At 75.3% G+C, this 15,253-nt stretch carries 16 protein-coding genes; 8 read left to right on the forward strand and 8 right to left on the reverse strand.

The window, feature by feature from the left end:
• Positions 1 to 582: a hypothetical protein gene (locus QNO07_RS17785; protein ID WP_283993091.1), complete on the forward strand. Its 582-nt coding sequence runs from the start codon at positions 1 to 3 to the stop codon at positions 580 to 582.
• Between the two features lie 24 nt (positions 583 to 606).
• Here the strand turns inward: QNO07_RS17785 and QNO07_RS17790 are convergent, their stop codons facing one another.
• Both QNO07_RS17790 and QNO07_RS17795 read right to left on the reverse strand, forming a co-directional pair.
• On the reverse strand, positions 607 to 1,242 hold the full coding sequence (locus QNO07_RS17790) for a response regulator (RefSeq protein WP_283993092.1): 636 nt from the start codon (positions 1,240 to 1,242) through the stop codon (positions 607 to 609).
• On the reverse strand, positions 1,239 to 2,510 hold the full coding sequence (locus QNO07_RS17795) for a sensor histidine kinase (protein ID WP_283993093.1): 1,272 nt from the start codon (positions 2,508 to 2,510) through the stop codon (positions 1,239 to 1,241). Before QNO07_RS17795 ends, QNO07_RS17790 begins: the two co-directional genes overlap by 4 nt.
• Before the next feature lie 204 nt (positions 2,511 to 2,714).
• Between QNO07_RS17795 and QNO07_RS17800 the strand changes: the two genes are divergently transcribed.
• Positions 2,715 to 3,803 (forward strand): ABC transporter permease, encoded by a 1,089-nt coding sequence (locus QNO07_RS17800; protein ID WP_283993095.1) that lies wholly within the window; start codon positions 2,715 to 2,717, stop codon positions 3,801 to 3,803.
• Complete coding sequence (locus QNO07_RS17805; protein WP_283993097.1) at positions 3,800 to 4,483, forward strand: ABC transporter ATP-binding protein; 684 nt, start codon at positions 3,800 to 3,802, stop codon at positions 4,481 to 4,483. Before QNO07_RS17800 ends, QNO07_RS17805 begins: the two co-directional genes overlap by 4 nt.
• Before the next feature lie 45 nt (positions 4,484 to 4,528).
• Here the strand turns inward: QNO07_RS17805 and QNO07_RS17810 are convergent, their stop codons facing one another.
• The 3 genes from QNO07_RS17810 to QNO07_RS17820 are packed head-to-tail and all read right to left on the reverse strand — an operon-like array spanning position 4,529 to position 6,746.
• Complete coding sequence (locus QNO07_RS17810) at positions 4,529 to 5,854, reverse strand: MFS transporter (RefSeq protein WP_283993098.1); 1,326 nt, start codon at positions 5,852 to 5,854, stop codon at positions 4,529 to 4,531.
• The gene (locus tag QNO07_RS17815; RefSeq protein ID WP_283993099.1) at positions 5,851 to 6,084 is read right to left on the reverse strand and encodes a hypothetical protein; all 234 of its coding nucleotides are present in this window, start codon (positions 6,082 to 6,084) and stop codon (positions 5,851 to 5,853) included. Before QNO07_RS17815 ends, QNO07_RS17810 begins: the two co-directional genes overlap by 4 nt.
• 32 nt (positions 6,085 to 6,116) lie before the next feature.
• Positions 6,117 to 6,746 carry a helix-turn-helix domain-containing protein gene (locus QNO07_RS17820; RefSeq protein ID WP_283993100.1) on the reverse strand — a complete coding sequence of 210 codons (630 nt, stop codon included), beginning with the start codon at positions 6,744 to 6,746 and terminating at the stop codon, positions 6,117 to 6,119.
• Positions 6,747 to 6,908: 162 nt separating this feature from the next.
• On the opposite strand from QNO07_RS17820, the gene QNO07_RS17825 reads away from it, so the two are divergent.
• Genes QNO07_RS17825 through QNO07_RS17835 form a run of 3 tightly spaced genes read left to right on the forward strand, consistent with a single transcriptional unit; the run spans position 6,909 to position 10,242 of the window.
• Positions 6,909 to 8,102: an MFS transporter gene (locus QNO07_RS17825; RefSeq protein WP_283993101.1), complete on the forward strand. Its 1,194-nt coding sequence runs from the start codon at positions 6,909 to 6,911 to the stop codon at positions 8,100 to 8,102.
• Between the two features lie 33 nt (positions 8,103 to 8,135).
• The gene (locus QNO07_RS17830) at positions 8,136 to 9,608 is read left to right on the forward strand and encodes an AlkA N-terminal domain-containing protein (RefSeq protein ID WP_283993138.1); all 1,473 of its coding nucleotides are present in this window, start codon (positions 8,136 to 8,138) and stop codon (positions 9,606 to 9,608) included.
• A gap of 22 nt (positions 9,609 to 9,630) precedes the next feature.
• A complete protein-coding gene (locus QNO07_RS17835; protein ID WP_349636845.1) occupies positions 9,631 to 10,242 on the forward strand; it encodes a methylated-DNA--[protein]-cysteine S-methyltransferase in 612 nt (203 codons plus the stop codon).
• 40 nt (positions 10,243 to 10,282) lie between these two features.
• Here QNO07_RS17835 and QNO07_RS17840 read toward each other — a convergent pair whose 3' ends face one another.
• Positions 10,283 to 10,672, reverse strand: coding sequence for a PPOX class F420-dependent oxidoreductase (locus QNO07_RS17840; protein ID WP_283993102.1), 390 nt, complete (start codon positions 10,670 to 10,672; stop codon positions 10,283 to 10,285).
• A 263-nt stretch (positions 10,673 to 10,935) separates the two neighbouring features.
• Here QNO07_RS17840 and QNO07_RS17845 point away from each other — a divergent pair, with 263 nt between their 5' ends.
• Entirely contained in the window at positions 10,936 to 12,183 is a 1,248-nt protein-coding gene (locus tag QNO07_RS17845; RefSeq protein ID WP_283993104.1) for a protein phosphatase 2C domain-containing protein, read from the forward strand.
• A gap of 96 nt (positions 12,184 to 12,279) precedes the next feature.
• Here the strand turns inward: QNO07_RS17845 and QNO07_RS17850 are convergent, their stop codons facing one another.
• Both QNO07_RS17850 and QNO07_RS17855 read right to left on the reverse strand, forming a co-directional pair.
• A complete protein-coding gene (locus tag QNO07_RS17850; protein WP_283993105.1) occupies positions 12,280 to 13,308 on the reverse strand; it encodes a DUF2637 domain-containing protein in 1,029 nt (342 codons plus the stop codon).
• A 145-nt stretch (positions 13,309 to 13,453) separates the two neighbouring features.
• Positions 13,454 to 14,308: a (2Fe-2S)-binding protein gene (locus tag QNO07_RS17855; protein ID WP_283993106.1), complete on the reverse strand. Its 855-nt coding sequence runs from the start codon at positions 14,306 to 14,308 to the stop codon at positions 13,454 to 13,456.
• A 127-nt stretch (positions 14,309 to 14,435) separates the two neighbouring features.
• Between QNO07_RS17855 and QNO07_RS17860 the strand changes: the two genes are divergently transcribed.
• Complete coding sequence (locus QNO07_RS17860; RefSeq protein WP_283993107.1) at positions 14,436 to 15,194, forward strand: GntR family transcriptional regulator; 759 nt, start codon at positions 14,436 to 14,438, stop codon at positions 15,192 to 15,194.
• Positions 15,195 to 15,253: the final 59 nt, after the last annotated feature.

The raw sequence follows: 15,253 nt of genomic DNA on the forward strand, positions 1-15,253 counted from the left end.
GTGGCCGAGGGCACGCGGCCGAAGCTGGCACCGCTCGACTTCCAGCTGGTGCTGCTGCGCCGGATGGCCGACTTCCAGCCTGATCTGGTGGCGTCGTCCCTGCGGCGCCTGGGCACCGACCGGGCCCGGATGCGGGAGGCGAACCGCCGCTGGCAGGCCTGGGCCCGGTCAGCGCACGGCGGCAGCGCACTGCGCCGCTACCGGTCCGTGCTCGGCCCGCCGCTCGAGCGCACGGCACGGCGGGTGGGAGACCTGGAGTGCGAGGCGCTGACCTGGCCGGTCCCGCTCTGGCCGGACCTGCGGTTCGAGGTGATGACCACCGCGGACGGCGGGGTGTGGAACGCGTGGCTGGTCCGCGCACCCGGCGCACCGGGACCGCTGCTGCGCACCGTCGCGGACCTGGAGCCGTGGAGTTGCACGGTCGACGAGGTGGCGCGGGCGTTCGCCCCGGCGCGCCCGATGCAGGGCTCGGCACCGACCCGCTGGCAGCTGGCCTTCAGCGCGCCGGACACCGGAGGCGAGCGGCGGCCGGTGGTCGCGGAGTTCACCTGGGGGCTGCTCCAGCGGCTGCCGCCACCGTGACCGGCGGGGCTGGCCGCCGGCCGGTCAGCGGCGGATGAGGCCGAGTTCGGTGGCGGCGGCGACGGCTGCGGTCCGCGAGGTGACGCCGAGTTTGGTGTAGACCCGGGCCAGATGCGACTTGACGGTGCCCTCGGTGAGATGCAGCCGCCGGGCCACGCCCTGGTTGGACAGCCCCTCGGAGACCAGCCCGAGAACCTCCGTCTCGCGCCTGGTCAGGGCCGTTCCGGGCGTGCGCAGCCGGTGCATCAGCCGGTCGGCGACCGTGGGCGCCAGGATGGTGCGCCCGGCGGCGGCGGTGCGGACGGCGGCGGCGAGGTCCTCGGGCGGGGCGTCCTTGAGCAGGTAGCCGGTCGCGCCGGCCTCGATCGCCGGGAGCGTGTCGGCGTCGGAGTCGTAGGTGGTGACGATCAGGACGCGTGGTGCGCCCGGCCGGGCGGTGATGGCGGCGGTGGCCTCGGCGCCGCCCATGCCGTCGCCGAACCGGAGGTCCATCAGCACCACGTCCACGTCGCCTGCCGCGGCGCGGGCGACCGCGTCCTCAGCGGTGGCGGCCTCGGCCACCACCGTCATGCCCGGCTCGGTCTCCAGCACCGCGCGCAGCCCGGCGCGGACGACCGGGTGGTCGTCGGCCAGCAGCAGGCGGACGGGCAGGCCGGTCACGGGCGTGCCTCGTGCGAGGTCGCGGTGGACGGGGGCGGAGTTGAGGGGGGAGGGGCCGACGGGGGAAGCGGAAGCCGGACGGCCAGGGCGGTGCCGCGGCCCGGCGCGGACGTGAGGGTCACGTCGCCGTCGAGGGCGCGCACCCGGGCGCGCATGGCGGCCAGGCCGAAACCGCCGCCGCTTCCCTGGCCGGGCCCGCTCCCCGGGCCCGGGTCGGGCAGCAGCTCCGGGTCGAAGCCGACGCCGTCGTCGCGCACGTCCACGCTGACGACGTCCCCGCCGTAGCGGAGGGTGACGTCGACGGTGGTGCCGCGCGAGTGCTGCACGGCGTTGGCCAGCGCCGACTGGGCGACGCGCAGCAGCGCCACCTCGTGCGCGGTCGGCAGCGGCACGGCGGTGCCGACACGGTGGAACCGGGCGGTGACGCGGTGGCGCACGGAGGCGGTGGCGCACAGGCGTTCCAGGGCGCCGGCCAGCGTGGTGCCGTCCAGCGCGGGCGGGGTGAGGGCCGCGACGAAGCGGCGGGCCTCGGCCAGGTCGTCCGCCGCCGCCTGCCGGGCCTGCTCGACGTGGCGGGCCGCGAGCTGCGGCGAGTCGGGTAGGGCGCGCTCGGCGGCGCGCAACAGCAGCTGGACGCTGGTCAGGCCCTGCGCGAGCGTGTCGTGGATCTCGCGGGCCAGCCGTTCGCGCTCGGCCAGCACACCTGCGGTGTGCTGGGCCTCGGCCAAGTCAGCGCGGGTCGCGGTGAGTTCGTCGATCAGTTCGCGGCGCTGCTCGCTCTCCCGGTACAGGGCCTGGTAGCCCCACACCACTGCGACGGCGACCGCGGCACCGAGCGCGGGGCCGAGCGCCATGGCCGGGGCGAAGGCGCCCCGGTGGGCGGCGAACGCGGTGATCGCCGCCAGCGCGGTCGCGGCCACGGCGACGAGCCCGGTGCGCCGCGGCAGCAGCTGCAGCTGGAGGAAGTACAGCGGGAACGCCACCCACACGGCGTCGGCGGACAGCGCCAGCAGGGTCAGCCAAGCGGCGCCGACGGAGGCCAGCCACCAGGCGGCGGCCTGCCGGGAGCGGCCGAAGCGGGGGAGCAGCGGACCCGCCGCGTAGACCAGTGCGCAGACCGCGGCGACGGCGGCGATCGCCGGGGCGTGCGGGCGGCTGTCGGCCACGGCACGGGCGGCGGCCAGCGCGAGCAGTCCGACCACCAGCAGGTGCAGGCACCAGGCCAGGGCCCGGCTGACCGGGTTCGAAGTGGGGACGGTGAGGTTCACGATCCTCCCAGCCTAGGCAGACGGCGCGCGAGCGGGCCTCTGCCAAAAGGAGGAGTCCGGCCGCCGCCTTACGACCCGCGAAGTGCGGTCCTGCGCCGGATGCCCGCACGGGGGCCGGCGGCGACGCTGAGGGCACACCGCACACCGCACACCGCACAGCACCGTGCAGCACCGCGCCATCCGTGGAAGGGAAGGCCCTCACCCGTGTTCGTCGCCTGGAGAGACCTCAGGTTCGCCAAGGGGCGCTTCGCCCTGATGGGGACCGTCACCGTGCTGATCACGCTGCTGGTCGGCCTGCTGTCCGGGCTGACCGCCGGCCTGGCCCGGCAGAACGTCTCCGCGATCACCGGCCTGCCCGCCGACAGCATCGCCTTCCAGGCGCCCGGCGGCGGGCAGGACGTGTCGTACACCCACTCCACCGTCACCGAGCGGCAGTGGCGGACATGGGCCGAGGCCCCCGGGGTGACCAGCGCGGAACCGCTGGCGATCACCACCACCAGGGCCGCCGCTGGAGACCGCAGCACCGCGGTCTCCGCCTTCGGCGTGCGGCCCGGTTCCACGCTGGCACCCGACGGCGGCCGGATCGGCGACCGCTCGGCGGTCCTGTCGGCCACGGCAGCCGCCGACCTCGGGCTGGAGCCCGGCGACCCCTTCACCCTGGCCGGCCGGCAGCTGAACGTGGCGTCCGTGCGGGGCGACGCGTCCTTCAGCCACCTTCCGGTGATCTGGACCGGCCTCGACGCCGCCCCGCGCACGAGTGCCCCCGCCGGCGCGGGCGACGGGCCGTCCGCCACCGTGATCGCACTCAACACCACCTCCGGGGCCGACCTGTCGGCGGTCGACCGGGCCGCGGGCACCAGCACGCTCCCCAGGGACGACACCCTCACCGCGATCGGCTCCTACGCCGCGGAGAACAGTTCGCTGCAACTGATGCGCGGCTTCCTGTTCGCCATCTCCGCGCTGGTCATCGGCGCCTTCTTCACCGTCTGGACCATCCAGCGCAGCGCGGACATCGCCGTGCTCAAGGCGCTCGGCGCCTCCACCGCCGACCTGCTGAAGGACGCCCTGGGCCAGGCCGCCGTCCTGCTCACCGGCGGCACCCTGCTCGGTACCGGGCTCGCCGCCGGCCTCGGCGCGATCCTCGCGGGTGGCACGGTGCCGTTCCGGCTCACGCCGGGCACGGTGCTGGTCCCTGCGGCCGTGACGGTCCTGCTCGGCCTGCTCGGCGCCGCGCTGGCCGTCCGCCGCGTCACCACCGTCGACCCGCTGACCGCTCTGGGGAGCGTGCGATGAGCCTGAACCTGACCGACGTCACCCTCACCTACCCCGACGGCGAGTCCCGCCTGACCGCCCTGGACCGTGTCACCCTCGACGTGCCCCGCGGCAGCCTGACCGCCGTGGTCGGGCCGTCCGGTTCCGGCAAGTCCAGCCTGCTCGCCGTCGCCGCCACGCTCGTCACTCCCGACTCGGGGCGGGTGACGATCGACGGGACCGCCACGGCGGGCATGACCCGCCGCGAGCTGACCGAGCTGCGGCGCCACCGGATCGGCATCGTCTTCCAGCAGCCCAACCTGCTTCCCTCCCTGACGGCGGCGGAGCAGCTGGAGGTCATGGGCCGGATCGCCGGCCGCCGTCCCGCCGAGGCGCGAGAGCGGGCCGGGGAGCTGCTGGCCGCCGTCGGACTGACGGCGGAGGCGGGACGGCGCCCCCACCAGCTCTCCGGCGGCCAGCGACAGCGGGTCAACCTCGCCCGCGCCCTGGTGAACGACCCCACGGTCCTGCTGGTCGACGAACCCACCAGCGCGCTCGACCACGAACGCGGCGCGGCCGTCATCGAACTCGTCACCCGGCTCACCCACCGGCAGGCCACCGCCACCGTGCTGGTCACCCACGACCGCACGCACCTCACCGCTGTCGACCGTGTCGCCGAGGTCCGCGACGGACGCCTCCAGCCGTCGGAACCGCCCGGCTGACCGGCCGCCCGGCCGGGCCGTGGAGGCCACCCGGTGGCGGGGACCTCACCGGGGGACCGGCTCGGTGGCGGTCCGCGGGGCCGCAGCCGGCGGGGGATCGTCCATGCCGCGGAACGACCGCACCCCCACCGGGGCCAGCGTCACCAGCAGGTAGACGGCACCGAACCCGAGCACGGCGACGGACAGGCCCGCGCCCTCCACGAGGAACCCGGCCGCCAGCGAACCCATCGGAGTCGCCGCGAGCGCCCCGGCGTAGGAGATGCCCATGACCCGGCTCCGCATCGCGTCCGGCACCCGCTCGTACAGCACGGTGGTGAGGATCGGGTTCAGCGCGCCCGCCGCGAGGCCGCCGACGGCCATCATCACCAGCAGCGGCACCAGCCCCTCACCGAGCGCCGCCACCAGCATGCGCGGCGCCCCCGCCACCAGGAAGCAGCAGGTGAACACCGGCCAGCGCGGCAGGCGGTGCCCGAAGGAACCGTAGAGCAGGGCCCCGGCGAGGGCGCCGGCACCGCCGACCGCGAACAGCAGCCCCAGGTCCACCGGGCCGCCCAGGTGCTCCCTGGCGTGCACCGGCAGCAGGACCGACGACCAGCCCGCGTCCAGGGAGTTCGTCACGAGCACCATCGCGGTGATGCCCCACAGCAGGGGGAGGCGCAGCAGGAAGCGGAACCCGTCCGCCAACTCTCCCGCGTACGCCCGCGGCGACACCGTCCCGGTGGCGCGGACCGGGCCGGCGGCGGTGAATCCACGCAGCCCGACCGCGATGATCGCGGCCGACACGGCGAAGGTCAGCGCGTCCAGGAGCAGCACCGCCTCCGCGCCGAGCGTCGCGATCAGCAGGCCCGCCAGCGCCGTTCCCGCCATGCGAGCACCCCGTGAGACGCCGTCGAAGAACCCCGCGGCCCGGACCAGCGGGGTGCCCGCCCGTTCGGCCAGGGCGGGCAGCAGCACACTGCGCGCGGTCTCACCCGGCGCGTGGAACAGCCCGTTGACGGCCATCAGTACGCACAGCAGCCAGAACGGCAGCAGGCCGGCGGCGTGCAGCAGTGGCACCGCCGCCACCGTGACACCGCACAGCAGGTCGGTTCCGACGCTGGTCCGGCGGCGCCCGAACCGGTCGATGAGCGGGCCGCCCAGCAGTGCCGACGCGGCGACCGGAACGGTGGCGCAGAACGCCACCAGGCCGGTACGGGCCGCGCTGCCGGTGGTCTCCAGCACGAACCAGGGCACGGCCAGGAACGTCAGCGAGGTGCCGAGCACCGACACCACGTTGGCGGCGAGCACGCTGAGCAGCGGACGCCGGTCGGGTAAGGCTGCGGGTATCGCCCCGCCGGCGTCAGCCGCGCTGGGATCGTCGGTGGCGCTCACCGCCGGGCGTCCGCCGGGGAGGGCCCGGCGGCGACCAGCCGCAGACCGGCCGACACCAGCGTCCAGCCGACGCGGTGGCGTATGCCGGCGAGCACCGGATCGGCCGGCGGGTGGCCCCGCCCGTCCGGCCCGGCGGACCGGGCCACGGCGGCGGCATCGCGCCGTGCCGCCCAGCTGTGCAGCTCCGTGGCGCGGTAGCGGGCCCCGAGAGCGTGGATGTCGCAGTGCATCGGGCTCCTCCAGGAGCGGTGGTGGGGACGACTCAGCCGGGCTTGCGAGGGAAGGCGTGCAGGTGGACCCGGACCCGTTCCACCCCGGCGGGCGTGTCGGCGGCTTCGGGGTTGTGGTCGCGGTACTCCTGGATCACGTCGTGCAGGCGCGACGTCAGCTCCCGCGTCTGCGCCGCGGTCAGCTGGAGGCTGAAGTCGCTCAGGTCCTGGCCGTCGCGCCGCCACTCGGCGGACCAGTCGGACTGCGTGGCCAGCCAGGTCTCCGTCTCCCGGGCGTGTGTCGCCGCGACCTCGTGGAGGAAGGTGCTCAGCGCGCCGGCCACCTCCGGGTCGGGGTGCTGGTGCAGCTCGTCCACCCGGTCCAGCCGGGTGCCGCGCTGGGCGGCCCGCCACCAGCGCTCGCGGGCCGTGCCGCGCTCGGTGTCCTCCACCACGAAGGTGTGCGCCGCCAGTTGCCGCAGGTGGTAGCTGGTCGCCCCGCTGGACTCCGACAACCGCTCGGCCAGCCCGGAGGCGGTGGCGGGCCCGTACTCCCGCAGCGCGCTGAGAATGCGCAACCGCAGCGGATGGGCGAGGGCCCGCAACGAGCGCGGGTCGAGAGTGCGTACCTGTGGGTCGTCGGCGGGGGGCTGGGGGCGCGAGGGGCCCGGTTGCTCGCTCATGCAACCCAGGAAAGCAGTGCAAAGGAAAGTTTGCAAGAGGTTGTTTGCAACGAAGTCTTTGGAATGAGGAAAGGCCTGTCGTACCTGCGGGCGGCGGCGTACGCTCGGACCATGTTCAAGCGACATTGATCCCCAGCCGCCTCCGCCGCCTCCGCCGTCCTCGTGCGCCGGCTCTACGCCTACGCCTGGCTTGAGGACTTCGTCCTGCTCTACCCGGTCTACGCGGTGCTGTTCACCGAGACCGGCCTCAGTGCCGCGCAGATCTCCTCGCTCTTCGTGATCTGGTCGGTCACCGCCTTCGCCCTGGAGATCCCGTCCGGCCTGTGGGCCGACCTGTTCTCCCGGCGTCGCCTGCTGGTGCTCGCCCCGCTGTTCACCGGTACCGGCTTCGCGCTGTGGACGTGGTGGCCGTCGTATCCGGCGTTCGCCGCCGGATTCGTGCTGTGGGGCGCCGGGACGGCCCTGCGCTCGGGCACCTTCCAGGCCCTTGCCTACGAGGAGCTGAGCAGGGCCGGCGCCCGGAACGACTACGCCCGGGTCATCGGACGCACCGAGTCGCTGGCCGCGTCCGCCGAACTGGCCGCCACGGCCCTGGCCGCCCCGGTCATCGCTCTCGGCGGCCCGCTCGCCGTGGGCGCGGCCAGCGTCGCCGTCACGCTGCTGTGCGCCCTGACCGGCGCCACCCTGCCCGACCACCGCAGCCGCCCGGCTGCCGCCTCGGCCCCGGAGCCCGCCGCCCCGCCCCGCCCCCTGAGCGAGCCCGACGCCGCAGGGGACACCGACGCCGGCGAGTCGGGGCAGCGCGGGTACCGCGAGGTGCTGGCCGAAGGTCTGCGGGAGGTGCGCGGCTCCCCTGGGGCGCTGCGGGCCCTGCTGTTCGTCTCCCTGATCACCGGAGTGACCGCCCTGGACGAGTACGTGCCGCTGCTGGCCCGTGACACCGGTGTCGCCCCCGGCACCGTGCCGCTGCTGGTGCTGCTCGTCACCGGCGGCTGCGTGGTCGGCGGCTGGCTAGCCGGCCGGGGCGCCCGGTACGCCCCGCTGGTGCTGGCTGCCGGAGCCTGCTGTCTCGCTGCGGGCGCGCTGCCCGGGCACCCGGCGGGACTGGCGCTGGTCGCGGTGGCGTTCGGCGTCTTCCAGTGGACGATGGCGCTCGCCGACGCGCGGTTGCAGAGCGCCGTCTCCGACCGGGCCCGCGCCACGGTCACCTCCATGGCGGGATTCGGCTCGGAAGTCGTCGCGGTGCTCGTCTTCGCCTCCTACGCGCTGGGCTCGCTCAGCGCGGGACCGGCGCTGATCTTCGCGGTGGCGGCCGTTCCGTACCTGCTGATCGCCGTGTCCGATTTCCGCCAGTGACCTGCCGGGCGACGGCGCACACTGGACCGTGTGATGGACGACGACAGCAGGTACGAGGCGGTACGCAGCCGGGACGCCCGGTTCGACGGCGTGTTCTTCACCGCCGTGCGCACCACCGGCATCTACTGCCGCCCCAGTTGCCCGGCGGTCACGCCCAAGCGGGCCAACGTGTGCTTCCACCCGTCGGCCGCCGCGGCCCAGGGCGCGGGCTTCCGCGCCTGCCGCCGCTGCCGTCCCGACACGGTGCCCGGCTCCGCCGAGTGGAACGTACGGGCTGACGCCGTCGGCCGGGCGATGCGCATGATCGGTGACGGTGTGGTCGACCGGGAGGGCGTGGCCGGACTGGCCGACCGACTGGGATACAGCGCCCGGCAGGTGCAGCGGATGCTCACCGCCGAACTGGGCGCCGGTCCCGTCGCTCTGGCCCGCGGCCGGCGGGCGCACACCGCCCGGATACTGCTGCGCACGACCCGCCTGCCGGTCACCGAGATCGCCTTCGCCTCCGGCTTCGCCAGCGTGCGCCAGTTCAACGAGACCGTCCGAGAGATCTACGCCTGCACGCCCACCCGGCTGCGCGGCACGGGCAGGCCGCCCGCGGTGGGTGAGGGGGAGGGAGTGGCGCTGCGCCTGGCCTGCCGCCGGCCCTACGACGCACGGCGCCTGTTCGACTTCCTCGCCCGGCGCGCCGTGGAGGGCGTGGAGGAGGCGGTGGGACCGCCGGGCGACCGCCGCTACCGGCGTACGCTCGGCCTGCCGCACGGCCACGCGGTCGCCGAGGTGCACGAACGCGGCGGCCCCGGCTGGCTGGCCTGCCGCCTGCACCTGACCGACCTGCGGGACCTGACCACGGCCGTGCAGCGGCTGCGGGTGCTGTTCGACCTCGACGCCGACCCGCAGGCCGTCGCCGAGCGGTTCGCGGACGACCCCCTGCTCGCCGCACCCGCCGCCGCCATGCCGGGTCTGCGCGCCCCCGGCGCCGTGGACCCGGCCGAACTGGCGGCTCGCGCGGTGCTGGGCCAGCAGGTCACGGTGGAGGCCGCGCGGCTGCTCACCGGCCGCCTGGTCGCCGCGCACGGCAAGCCGCTCCCGGCGCCGGACGGCGGCCTGACCCACGTCTTCCCCACCGCCGACACGCTGGCCGGGGCGAGCTTTGAGGAGCTGCGCATGCCGGCGGCCCGCCGGGACGCCCTGCGCACCGTGATGGCCGCGCTGTCCGACGGGACCGTGGACCTCGGCCCCGGCACCGACCGCGACGAGGCCGAACGCGCGCTGCTGTCGCTGCGCGGCATCGGCCCCTGGACGGCGGGCTACATCCGGATGCGGGCGCTGGGCGACCCGGACGTCTTCCTGCCGGGCGACGCCGGCGTCCGGCACGGCCTGCGCCACCTGGGAGCCGAGGGGCCGCCCGACACCTCCCGGTGGCGTCCGTGGCGCTCCTACGCCCTGCACCTGCTGTGGAACACCGCCCCGCCCGCGAACACCGCCCTGACGACGAACACGCCCTGACGACGAAGAAGGACTGACCGCCATGCTGTACACCCACTGCCCCAGCCCGCTCGGCGACCTGCTGCTCGCCGGTCCGGAACCGGGCGTGCTCGCCTCGGTGACCATGCCCGGCCAGCGCCGGGGCGCCGTCGTCGGACCCGGCTGGGTCCGCGACGACGCCGCCCACCGGGACGCGGTGGAGCAGTTCGACGCCTACTTCGCCGGTGGGTCTTCCGGTTTCTCGCTGCGCCTCGCACCGCAGGGAACCGAGTTCCGCCGCCGGGTGTGGGACGCGCTGGACAGCATCCCCTACGGCTGCACCGTGACCTACGGCGAGTTGGCCGTCCTGGCCGGTGCACCGCCCGCCGCGGTGCGGGCGGTCGGCGGTGCGGTGGGCGCCAACCCGCTGCTCGTGGTGCGCCCCTGCCACCGGGTGCTCGGCGCCGGGGGAGCGCTCACCGGCTTCGCCGGAGGGCTGCCCGCCAAGCGCGCCCTGCTGGAGATCGAGGGCGTGCTGCTGCCTGCCACCGGCACCGCAACCGGCACTGCGACCGCCGGCGATACCGCCACCGGTACCGGAAGCGGCTTCGCCAGCGGGAGCGTTGCCGTCACCGCGTCCCGGGGCCGGGCCGCCGACGTCCCCCGCGCGGTGTGAGAGGCGGCCGGCACCGGTGGGCCCGGGCACCGACCGCCCCTCAGTCCTCCTCCAACCCCCAGCTGCGGACCCAGCGGGGATGCACCCGGATCACCTCGTCGCTGAACCGGTCGCCCAACAACTTCTCACCGGTGAGCAGTTCAGCCTCGCCGCGGATCTCCACCCCGCGTACCCGCCAGGGCGACTCGCTGACCAGGTCGTCCACGACCAGGGCGAGCAACGGGTTCTTCCGCAGGTTGCGCCACTTCTTGGTCCTGCCCAGCGAGAAGCCGCCGATCAGCACCGTCCCGTCGTGCCGCGGGAAGAACCCCACCGGGTTGGCCTGCGGTTGGCCCTGGGCGTCCACCGTCGCAAGCCTGCCCAGGCGCTGGGTGGTGAGATACATCTGCTCTGCCTGGCTGAACGGGGTGTTCTGGCTCGTATCCCTCATAGCCAAAGGTTCACACATGGCAACGCGCCGCGCATCGATTCCCTGCGGTCTGACCCCTGTGGTCCCGATATCGCCGCCTCCCGGCAGGGCACACCCGCCCGAATCCGAGCCGGTGCCGCACCACTCACGGGGCGCCCCCGGCGCGCGACCGCCCCACCCGCCGCGCCCGCCGGTCGAGCTGACGCTCCTTCAGGGCGCGAGTCCGCGGCGTGGCGCACCGGGAAGGTCTGGGACTTCCTCCCGGTGACATGGACAATGACCGCATGAGTGGTCAGCGGGAGCGGGCTGAAGCGCCCGACTGGTGGAGTCAGCTCTACGACGACGACGCCCCGGACACCGGCCGCTCAGCGGCCGGCGACAGCATCGACGACCGCTTCGACTCGGCAGCCCGCACGGTCGGCGTCCCCGGGATCGTCCGGCAGCGCCCACCGGACCCGCCGCCCCGCACCCCGCGCGGGCTGCGTCCCGGCCCGGCCAAGGGCTCCCCGCCTCCGGTCCGCCGGATGGCCGCGCCGCCGCCCGCCGACTTCCTCGGCGACCGGCCCCCCACCTACGACCCCGAACCGACGGCGCTGCCCGCCGCCGATCCCGAGGACCTGGACGCGCTGACCCCCGACACCGTGCTGGACGGCGCCCGGTACGGCCCGCTCACCGTCCGGGCGGCCTCCCTGCGCGGCGACTCCGCGCGCTACCGCGGCAGGCCCCGCGCCGACGCGCTCCTGGTGGCACGTTTCGGCAGCGGGGACGCGGCGCTGCTGCTCCTCGCCGTCGCGGTCGGTGACCGTGCCGCGCCCTTCGCGGACCGGGCCGCCCGGGACGCCGCCGGATGGATCGCCGGTGCGGTCGGCCGCAGCCACTCCCGGTTGTCCGAGGACATCCGGGCCGACCGCCGGGCTGCTCTGAAGTCCGGGCTCGGCCGTCTCACCGCCCGCGGCATGGGCAGGCTGCGGGCGCGGGCCGCCGAACTCGGCCTGCAACCGGAGGAGTACACCGCGGACCTGCGCTGCCTGCTGCTGCCGGTCGACCCGCGCTGCCGCTCACGGGTGTTCTTCGGGGTGGGTGGCGGCGGACTGCTGAGGTTGCGCGACGGCCGTTGGCAGGACCTCGAACCGGGCACCTCGCCGGAGGGCCCGGCCGCGGACCCGCGCGAGTCGCCGCGTGACGGCGAGGCGGACGAGGGCAGCCCCGGGACCACGGTCACGGCCGGCATCCCGGCGCAGTCCGCCCCGGACGACGCGGACGCGGCGGGCGCGGACCGCGCGGGGGAGTCGTCGCCGACCGGGGTCGCCTTCCGCTTCCGTGCCGCGCAGGCGCGGCCGGGTGACGTGCTGCTGCTCTGCGGGCGCGGTTTCGCCGAACCGCTGCGGGAGGAAGCCGACTTCGCCGCCCACCTGGCCACCCGGTGGACCACCGGCGAGCCGCCGGGGCTGGCCGACTTCCTCTCCGACGCCCAGACCCGTATCAAGGGCTACGCGGACGACCGCACCGCGGCCGCCGTCTGGGAGAGCTGACACCGGCAGCGGCACGCAGCGGCACACGTAGGGGCCCGGTGTGCTGCCGCCGCTCCCGCACGGCTGCGCCGCGGGGGTGCCGGGGCACCGCCGGGCTCAGCCGAACTGCCGCTCGATCGCGGCCAGTTTCTCCTCCAGCGAATCCAGTCGGGGACTGGTCTGGCTCGACTCGTCACCCAGCGGATCACCGGTGGACGCGCCCTCCGGACGTGAGCCCTTCTTCTCGTCGGTCACCGCCTGGAGCGCCGGCCGCTGCCGCAGGGGCAGTTGGCCGGGCTCGGTGCTCGCGGGAGCTATCTCCACCTCCAGCGGCGGTTCCTGCCGGCCGCCCCTGTTCCAACGCTGCTGCCGGCTCAGGGCCTTGAGTCGGGCCCGCTCCAGTTTTCCGTGCTCCTTCCTCCGCAGGCGCTCCTGCTCCTGCTGCCGCCGGTCCTCCCGGACCTCGTCGACGGCCTCGTCCAACGTCCGTACGCCCTCCAGCAGCATCAGCGACCAGGCGCGGAACGTCTCCCGCGGGGCGCGCAGCCAGCGCACCACGCGGATCTGCGGCAGCGGCCTGGGGACGAGGCCCTGTTCGCGCAGCGCGGCCTTGCGGGTCTGCTTCAGCGCCCGGTCGAACAGGATCGCCGCGGACAGCGACATTCCGGCGAAGAAGTGCGGTGCCCCGGCGTGCTCGTCACCGCGCGGCGCGTGCACCCAGTTGAACCAGGCGGCAGCACCCGCGAACGCCCACACCAGCAGCCGCGACCCGAGCGAGGCGTCGCCGTGGCTCGCCTCCCGGACGGCGATCACCGCGGAGAACATGGCCGCCCCGTCGAGGCCGAAGGGCACGAGGTACTCCCAGCCTCCCGACAGGTTGAGGTTCTGCCGGCCGAAGCCGACCAGGCCATGGAAGGAGAGTGCGGCGGCGACGCCCGCGCAGCAGAACAGCAGCAGGTAGGAGGCGGTCGCGTAGACGGTCTCCTTGCGGCGCCGGCGCTCCTCGGCCCGCTCCCAGGAATCGGCCTGGGCCGGGTCCTCCGCGGGCTTGCGGCCGCGGGCGGTGAGCCAGACCGCACCGAGGAAACCGGCGAGCAGCACCGCGCCTGCCAGCACCCAGTTAAGCGATATATCCGTCAGTGTCATCCGGTGCCCCTTGTTCGGCTTTCGCCGTGGCTTCCCTTTCGGGCAGCATCCTGGCGGAAATCGCACGGGGCGCAGGGGGTTTCGCGGCAAGAAACCGTCGAACGGGGCAGCTGGGGCCCTGTGGGGGCGTTCTGGGTCGAACGCCTCAGCGAGAGGCGGTCATGCGGGCGATTCGAGTGGCGTCACAGGTGCGCGGACACGTCGTACAGGTGTCCGCGGGGCGCAGGGTGTAGAAGAGGCAGCAGCCGGCGCGGTCCCGGGTGGTGAGCGACTCCCCGCCGGGGGCTGCCAGCTCGCGGAAACCCGCGCCCTTGGGGAAGGGGGCGACCGTGCCGGGCAGCAGCCGCTCGGCCTCCGCCCGGGCGCGGCCCTCGTCGCCCAGCAGCTGGCCGACGTACCACAGGCCCTCGACGATCTCGTCCGTCGCCAGGCTCCACAGGGCGCGGGGGCCGCGCCGCATCCGGGGCCGGAACCCTTCGAGCACCGGTCCGAGGAGTTCGGCGACGGCCTCCCGCACCTCGGCGCGCAGCGCCTCCTCGCCACCCACGATCCGGGCGCCGGGCAGGCCGGCCGCCGGGTCGCCGGGCAGGCAGGCGAAGCGGGAGGGGCGAACGGCCAGCAGGCCGCGGGCGCGGTGGAAGGCCACAGTGCCGGCCGGGAAGCGCGGCACCCGCCGGTGCAGGAACCAGGGGATGGTGATCAGCAGGGTGGCGGGCCACGCGTAGCGGTGCAGTCCGAAGCTGGCCACCACGTCCGGCCGGGGCTGCTGCCCGTAGTCGTGCCGCACCTGCTCGTCGTCCCAGCGCAGGAACGCCTCGACCGCGTCACCGCCCGCCGCCAGGTCCTCGTCGCTGATCCAGCCGTCGCCGGACGGCAGTGGGCCGCCGGTCTCGGTGATGCGCATGGTGGGAAGGATCTCCGCCAGGCGTGCGTAGGCGGCGGCGAGAGGGGACTCCGCGGTGGGGGCGGCGGAGGCTGGAGCGAGGGCGGTGAGGGCCATGCGGCGTTCCCGGTTTCTCGATCGTTAGCAGGTAAGCCTTACCTTACCCGATCATGTCGAGGTTTGATCTCCGGCACTCTCCGCCTATCGTGCTCTTCGGACATCCGGAGGGGACAGGAGCGGTCAGATGGAGCAGACCCGAACGGAGCCGGTCATACGGACCGGCCCGGGCGCCGACCGTGCAATCCCCGCGCAGCAGGACCGCGACGGGAGGCGGCAGGGCGGCCCCCGGGCCGGTGAGCCCGCGCGGGGCGAGCACGTGCACAGCGAGCCGGCCGCGCCGCGCGCACCGCAGCGCCACTCGGTACGCGGCCAGGTGCTGAGCGCGCTGCGCGAGTCCCTGCTCTGCGGGGAGCTGCGGGCGGGGGAGGTCTACTCCGCTCCCGCCCTGGCCGAACGGTTCGGGGTGTCGCCCACGCCGGTCCGGGAGGCCATGCAGCAGCTGGCGAGCGAAGGTGCCGTGGAGACGGTGCCCAACCGGGGCTTCAGGGTCGCAGAGCACAGCGTGCGGGACGCGGCCGAGCTGTCGGAGGTGCAGCTCCTGTTGGAGGTGCCGTCCGTGCTGGGCCTGGTGGGGACCCTGCCGGCCGAGCGCTGGCGGGCGCTGCGCCCGCTCGCCGAGGCCACGGTCGGGCCGGCCGCCCGCGGCGACCGGCCCGGCTACGCGGAGGCCGACACGGCCTTCCACACGGCCCTGCTGGAGCTCACCGGCAACCGCCGCCTGGTCGCTGTGGCCGGGGACGTGCGGCGGCGCGTGCGGCGCCCGACGGTCCGGCCCGCCGAACTGGCCGCCCGCGCCGCCGAGCACGTGGCGCTGGTGGAGGCGCTGGCGGTGGGGGACGCGGTACGCGCGGAACGCGTCCTCCGCGGCCACCTCGCGCCCTGAGCGCCCCTGCCCCGCCCTGAGCGGCCCCACCCCTGGCCCCGCCTCGCCCGCATGCCCCG

This window comes from Streptomyces sp. 549 (genome assembly GCF_030124175.1).
In the GTDB taxonomy this organism is placed as follows: domain Bacteria; phylum Actinomycetota; class Actinomycetes; order Streptomycetales; family Streptomycetaceae; genus Streptomyces.

What these genes read in the sequence shown, in the direction of transcription:
- QNO07_RS17805 (WP_283993097.1), top strand. Translation starts at nt 3,800, where the DNA reads ATGAGCCTGAACCTGACCGACGTCACCCTCACCTACCCCGACGGCGAG.
- QNO07_RS17815 (WP_283993099.1), bottom strand. Translation starts at nt 6,084, where the DNA reads ATGCACTGCGACATCCACGCTCTCGGGGCCCGCTACCGCGCCACGGAG.
- QNO07_RS17820 (WP_283993100.1), bottom strand. Translation starts at nt 6,746, where the DNA reads ATGAGCGAGCAACCGGGCCCCTCGCGCCCCCAGCCCCCCGCCGACGAC.
- QNO07_RS17830 (WP_283993138.1), top strand. Translation starts at nt 8,136, where the DNA reads ATGGACGACGACAGCAGGTACGAGGCGGTACGCAGCCGGGACGCCCGG.
- QNO07_RS17835 (WP_349636845.1), top strand. Translation starts at nt 9,631, where the DNA reads ATGCTGTACACCCACTGCCCCAGCCCGCTCGGCGACCTGCTGCTCGCC.
- QNO07_RS17840 (WP_283993102.1), bottom strand. Translation starts at nt 10,672, where the DNA reads ATGAGGGATACGAGCCAGAACACCCCGTTCAGCCAGGCAGAGCAGATG.
- QNO07_RS17845 (WP_283993104.1), top strand. Translation starts at nt 10,936, where the DNA reads ATGAGTGGTCAGCGGGAGCGGGCTGAAGCGCCCGACTGGTGGAGTCAG.
- QNO07_RS17850 (WP_283993105.1), bottom strand. Translation starts at nt 13,308, where the DNA reads ATGACACTGACGGATATATCGCTTAACTGGGTGCTGGCAGGCGCGGTG.
- QNO07_RS17855 (WP_283993106.1), bottom strand. Translation starts at nt 14,308, where the DNA reads ATGGCCCTCACCGCCCTCGCTCCAGCCTCCGCCGCCCCCACCGCGGAG.
- QNO07_RS17860 (WP_283993107.1), top strand. Translation starts at nt 14,436, where the DNA reads ATGGAGCAGACCCGAACGGAGCCGGTCATACGGACCGGCCCGGGCGCC.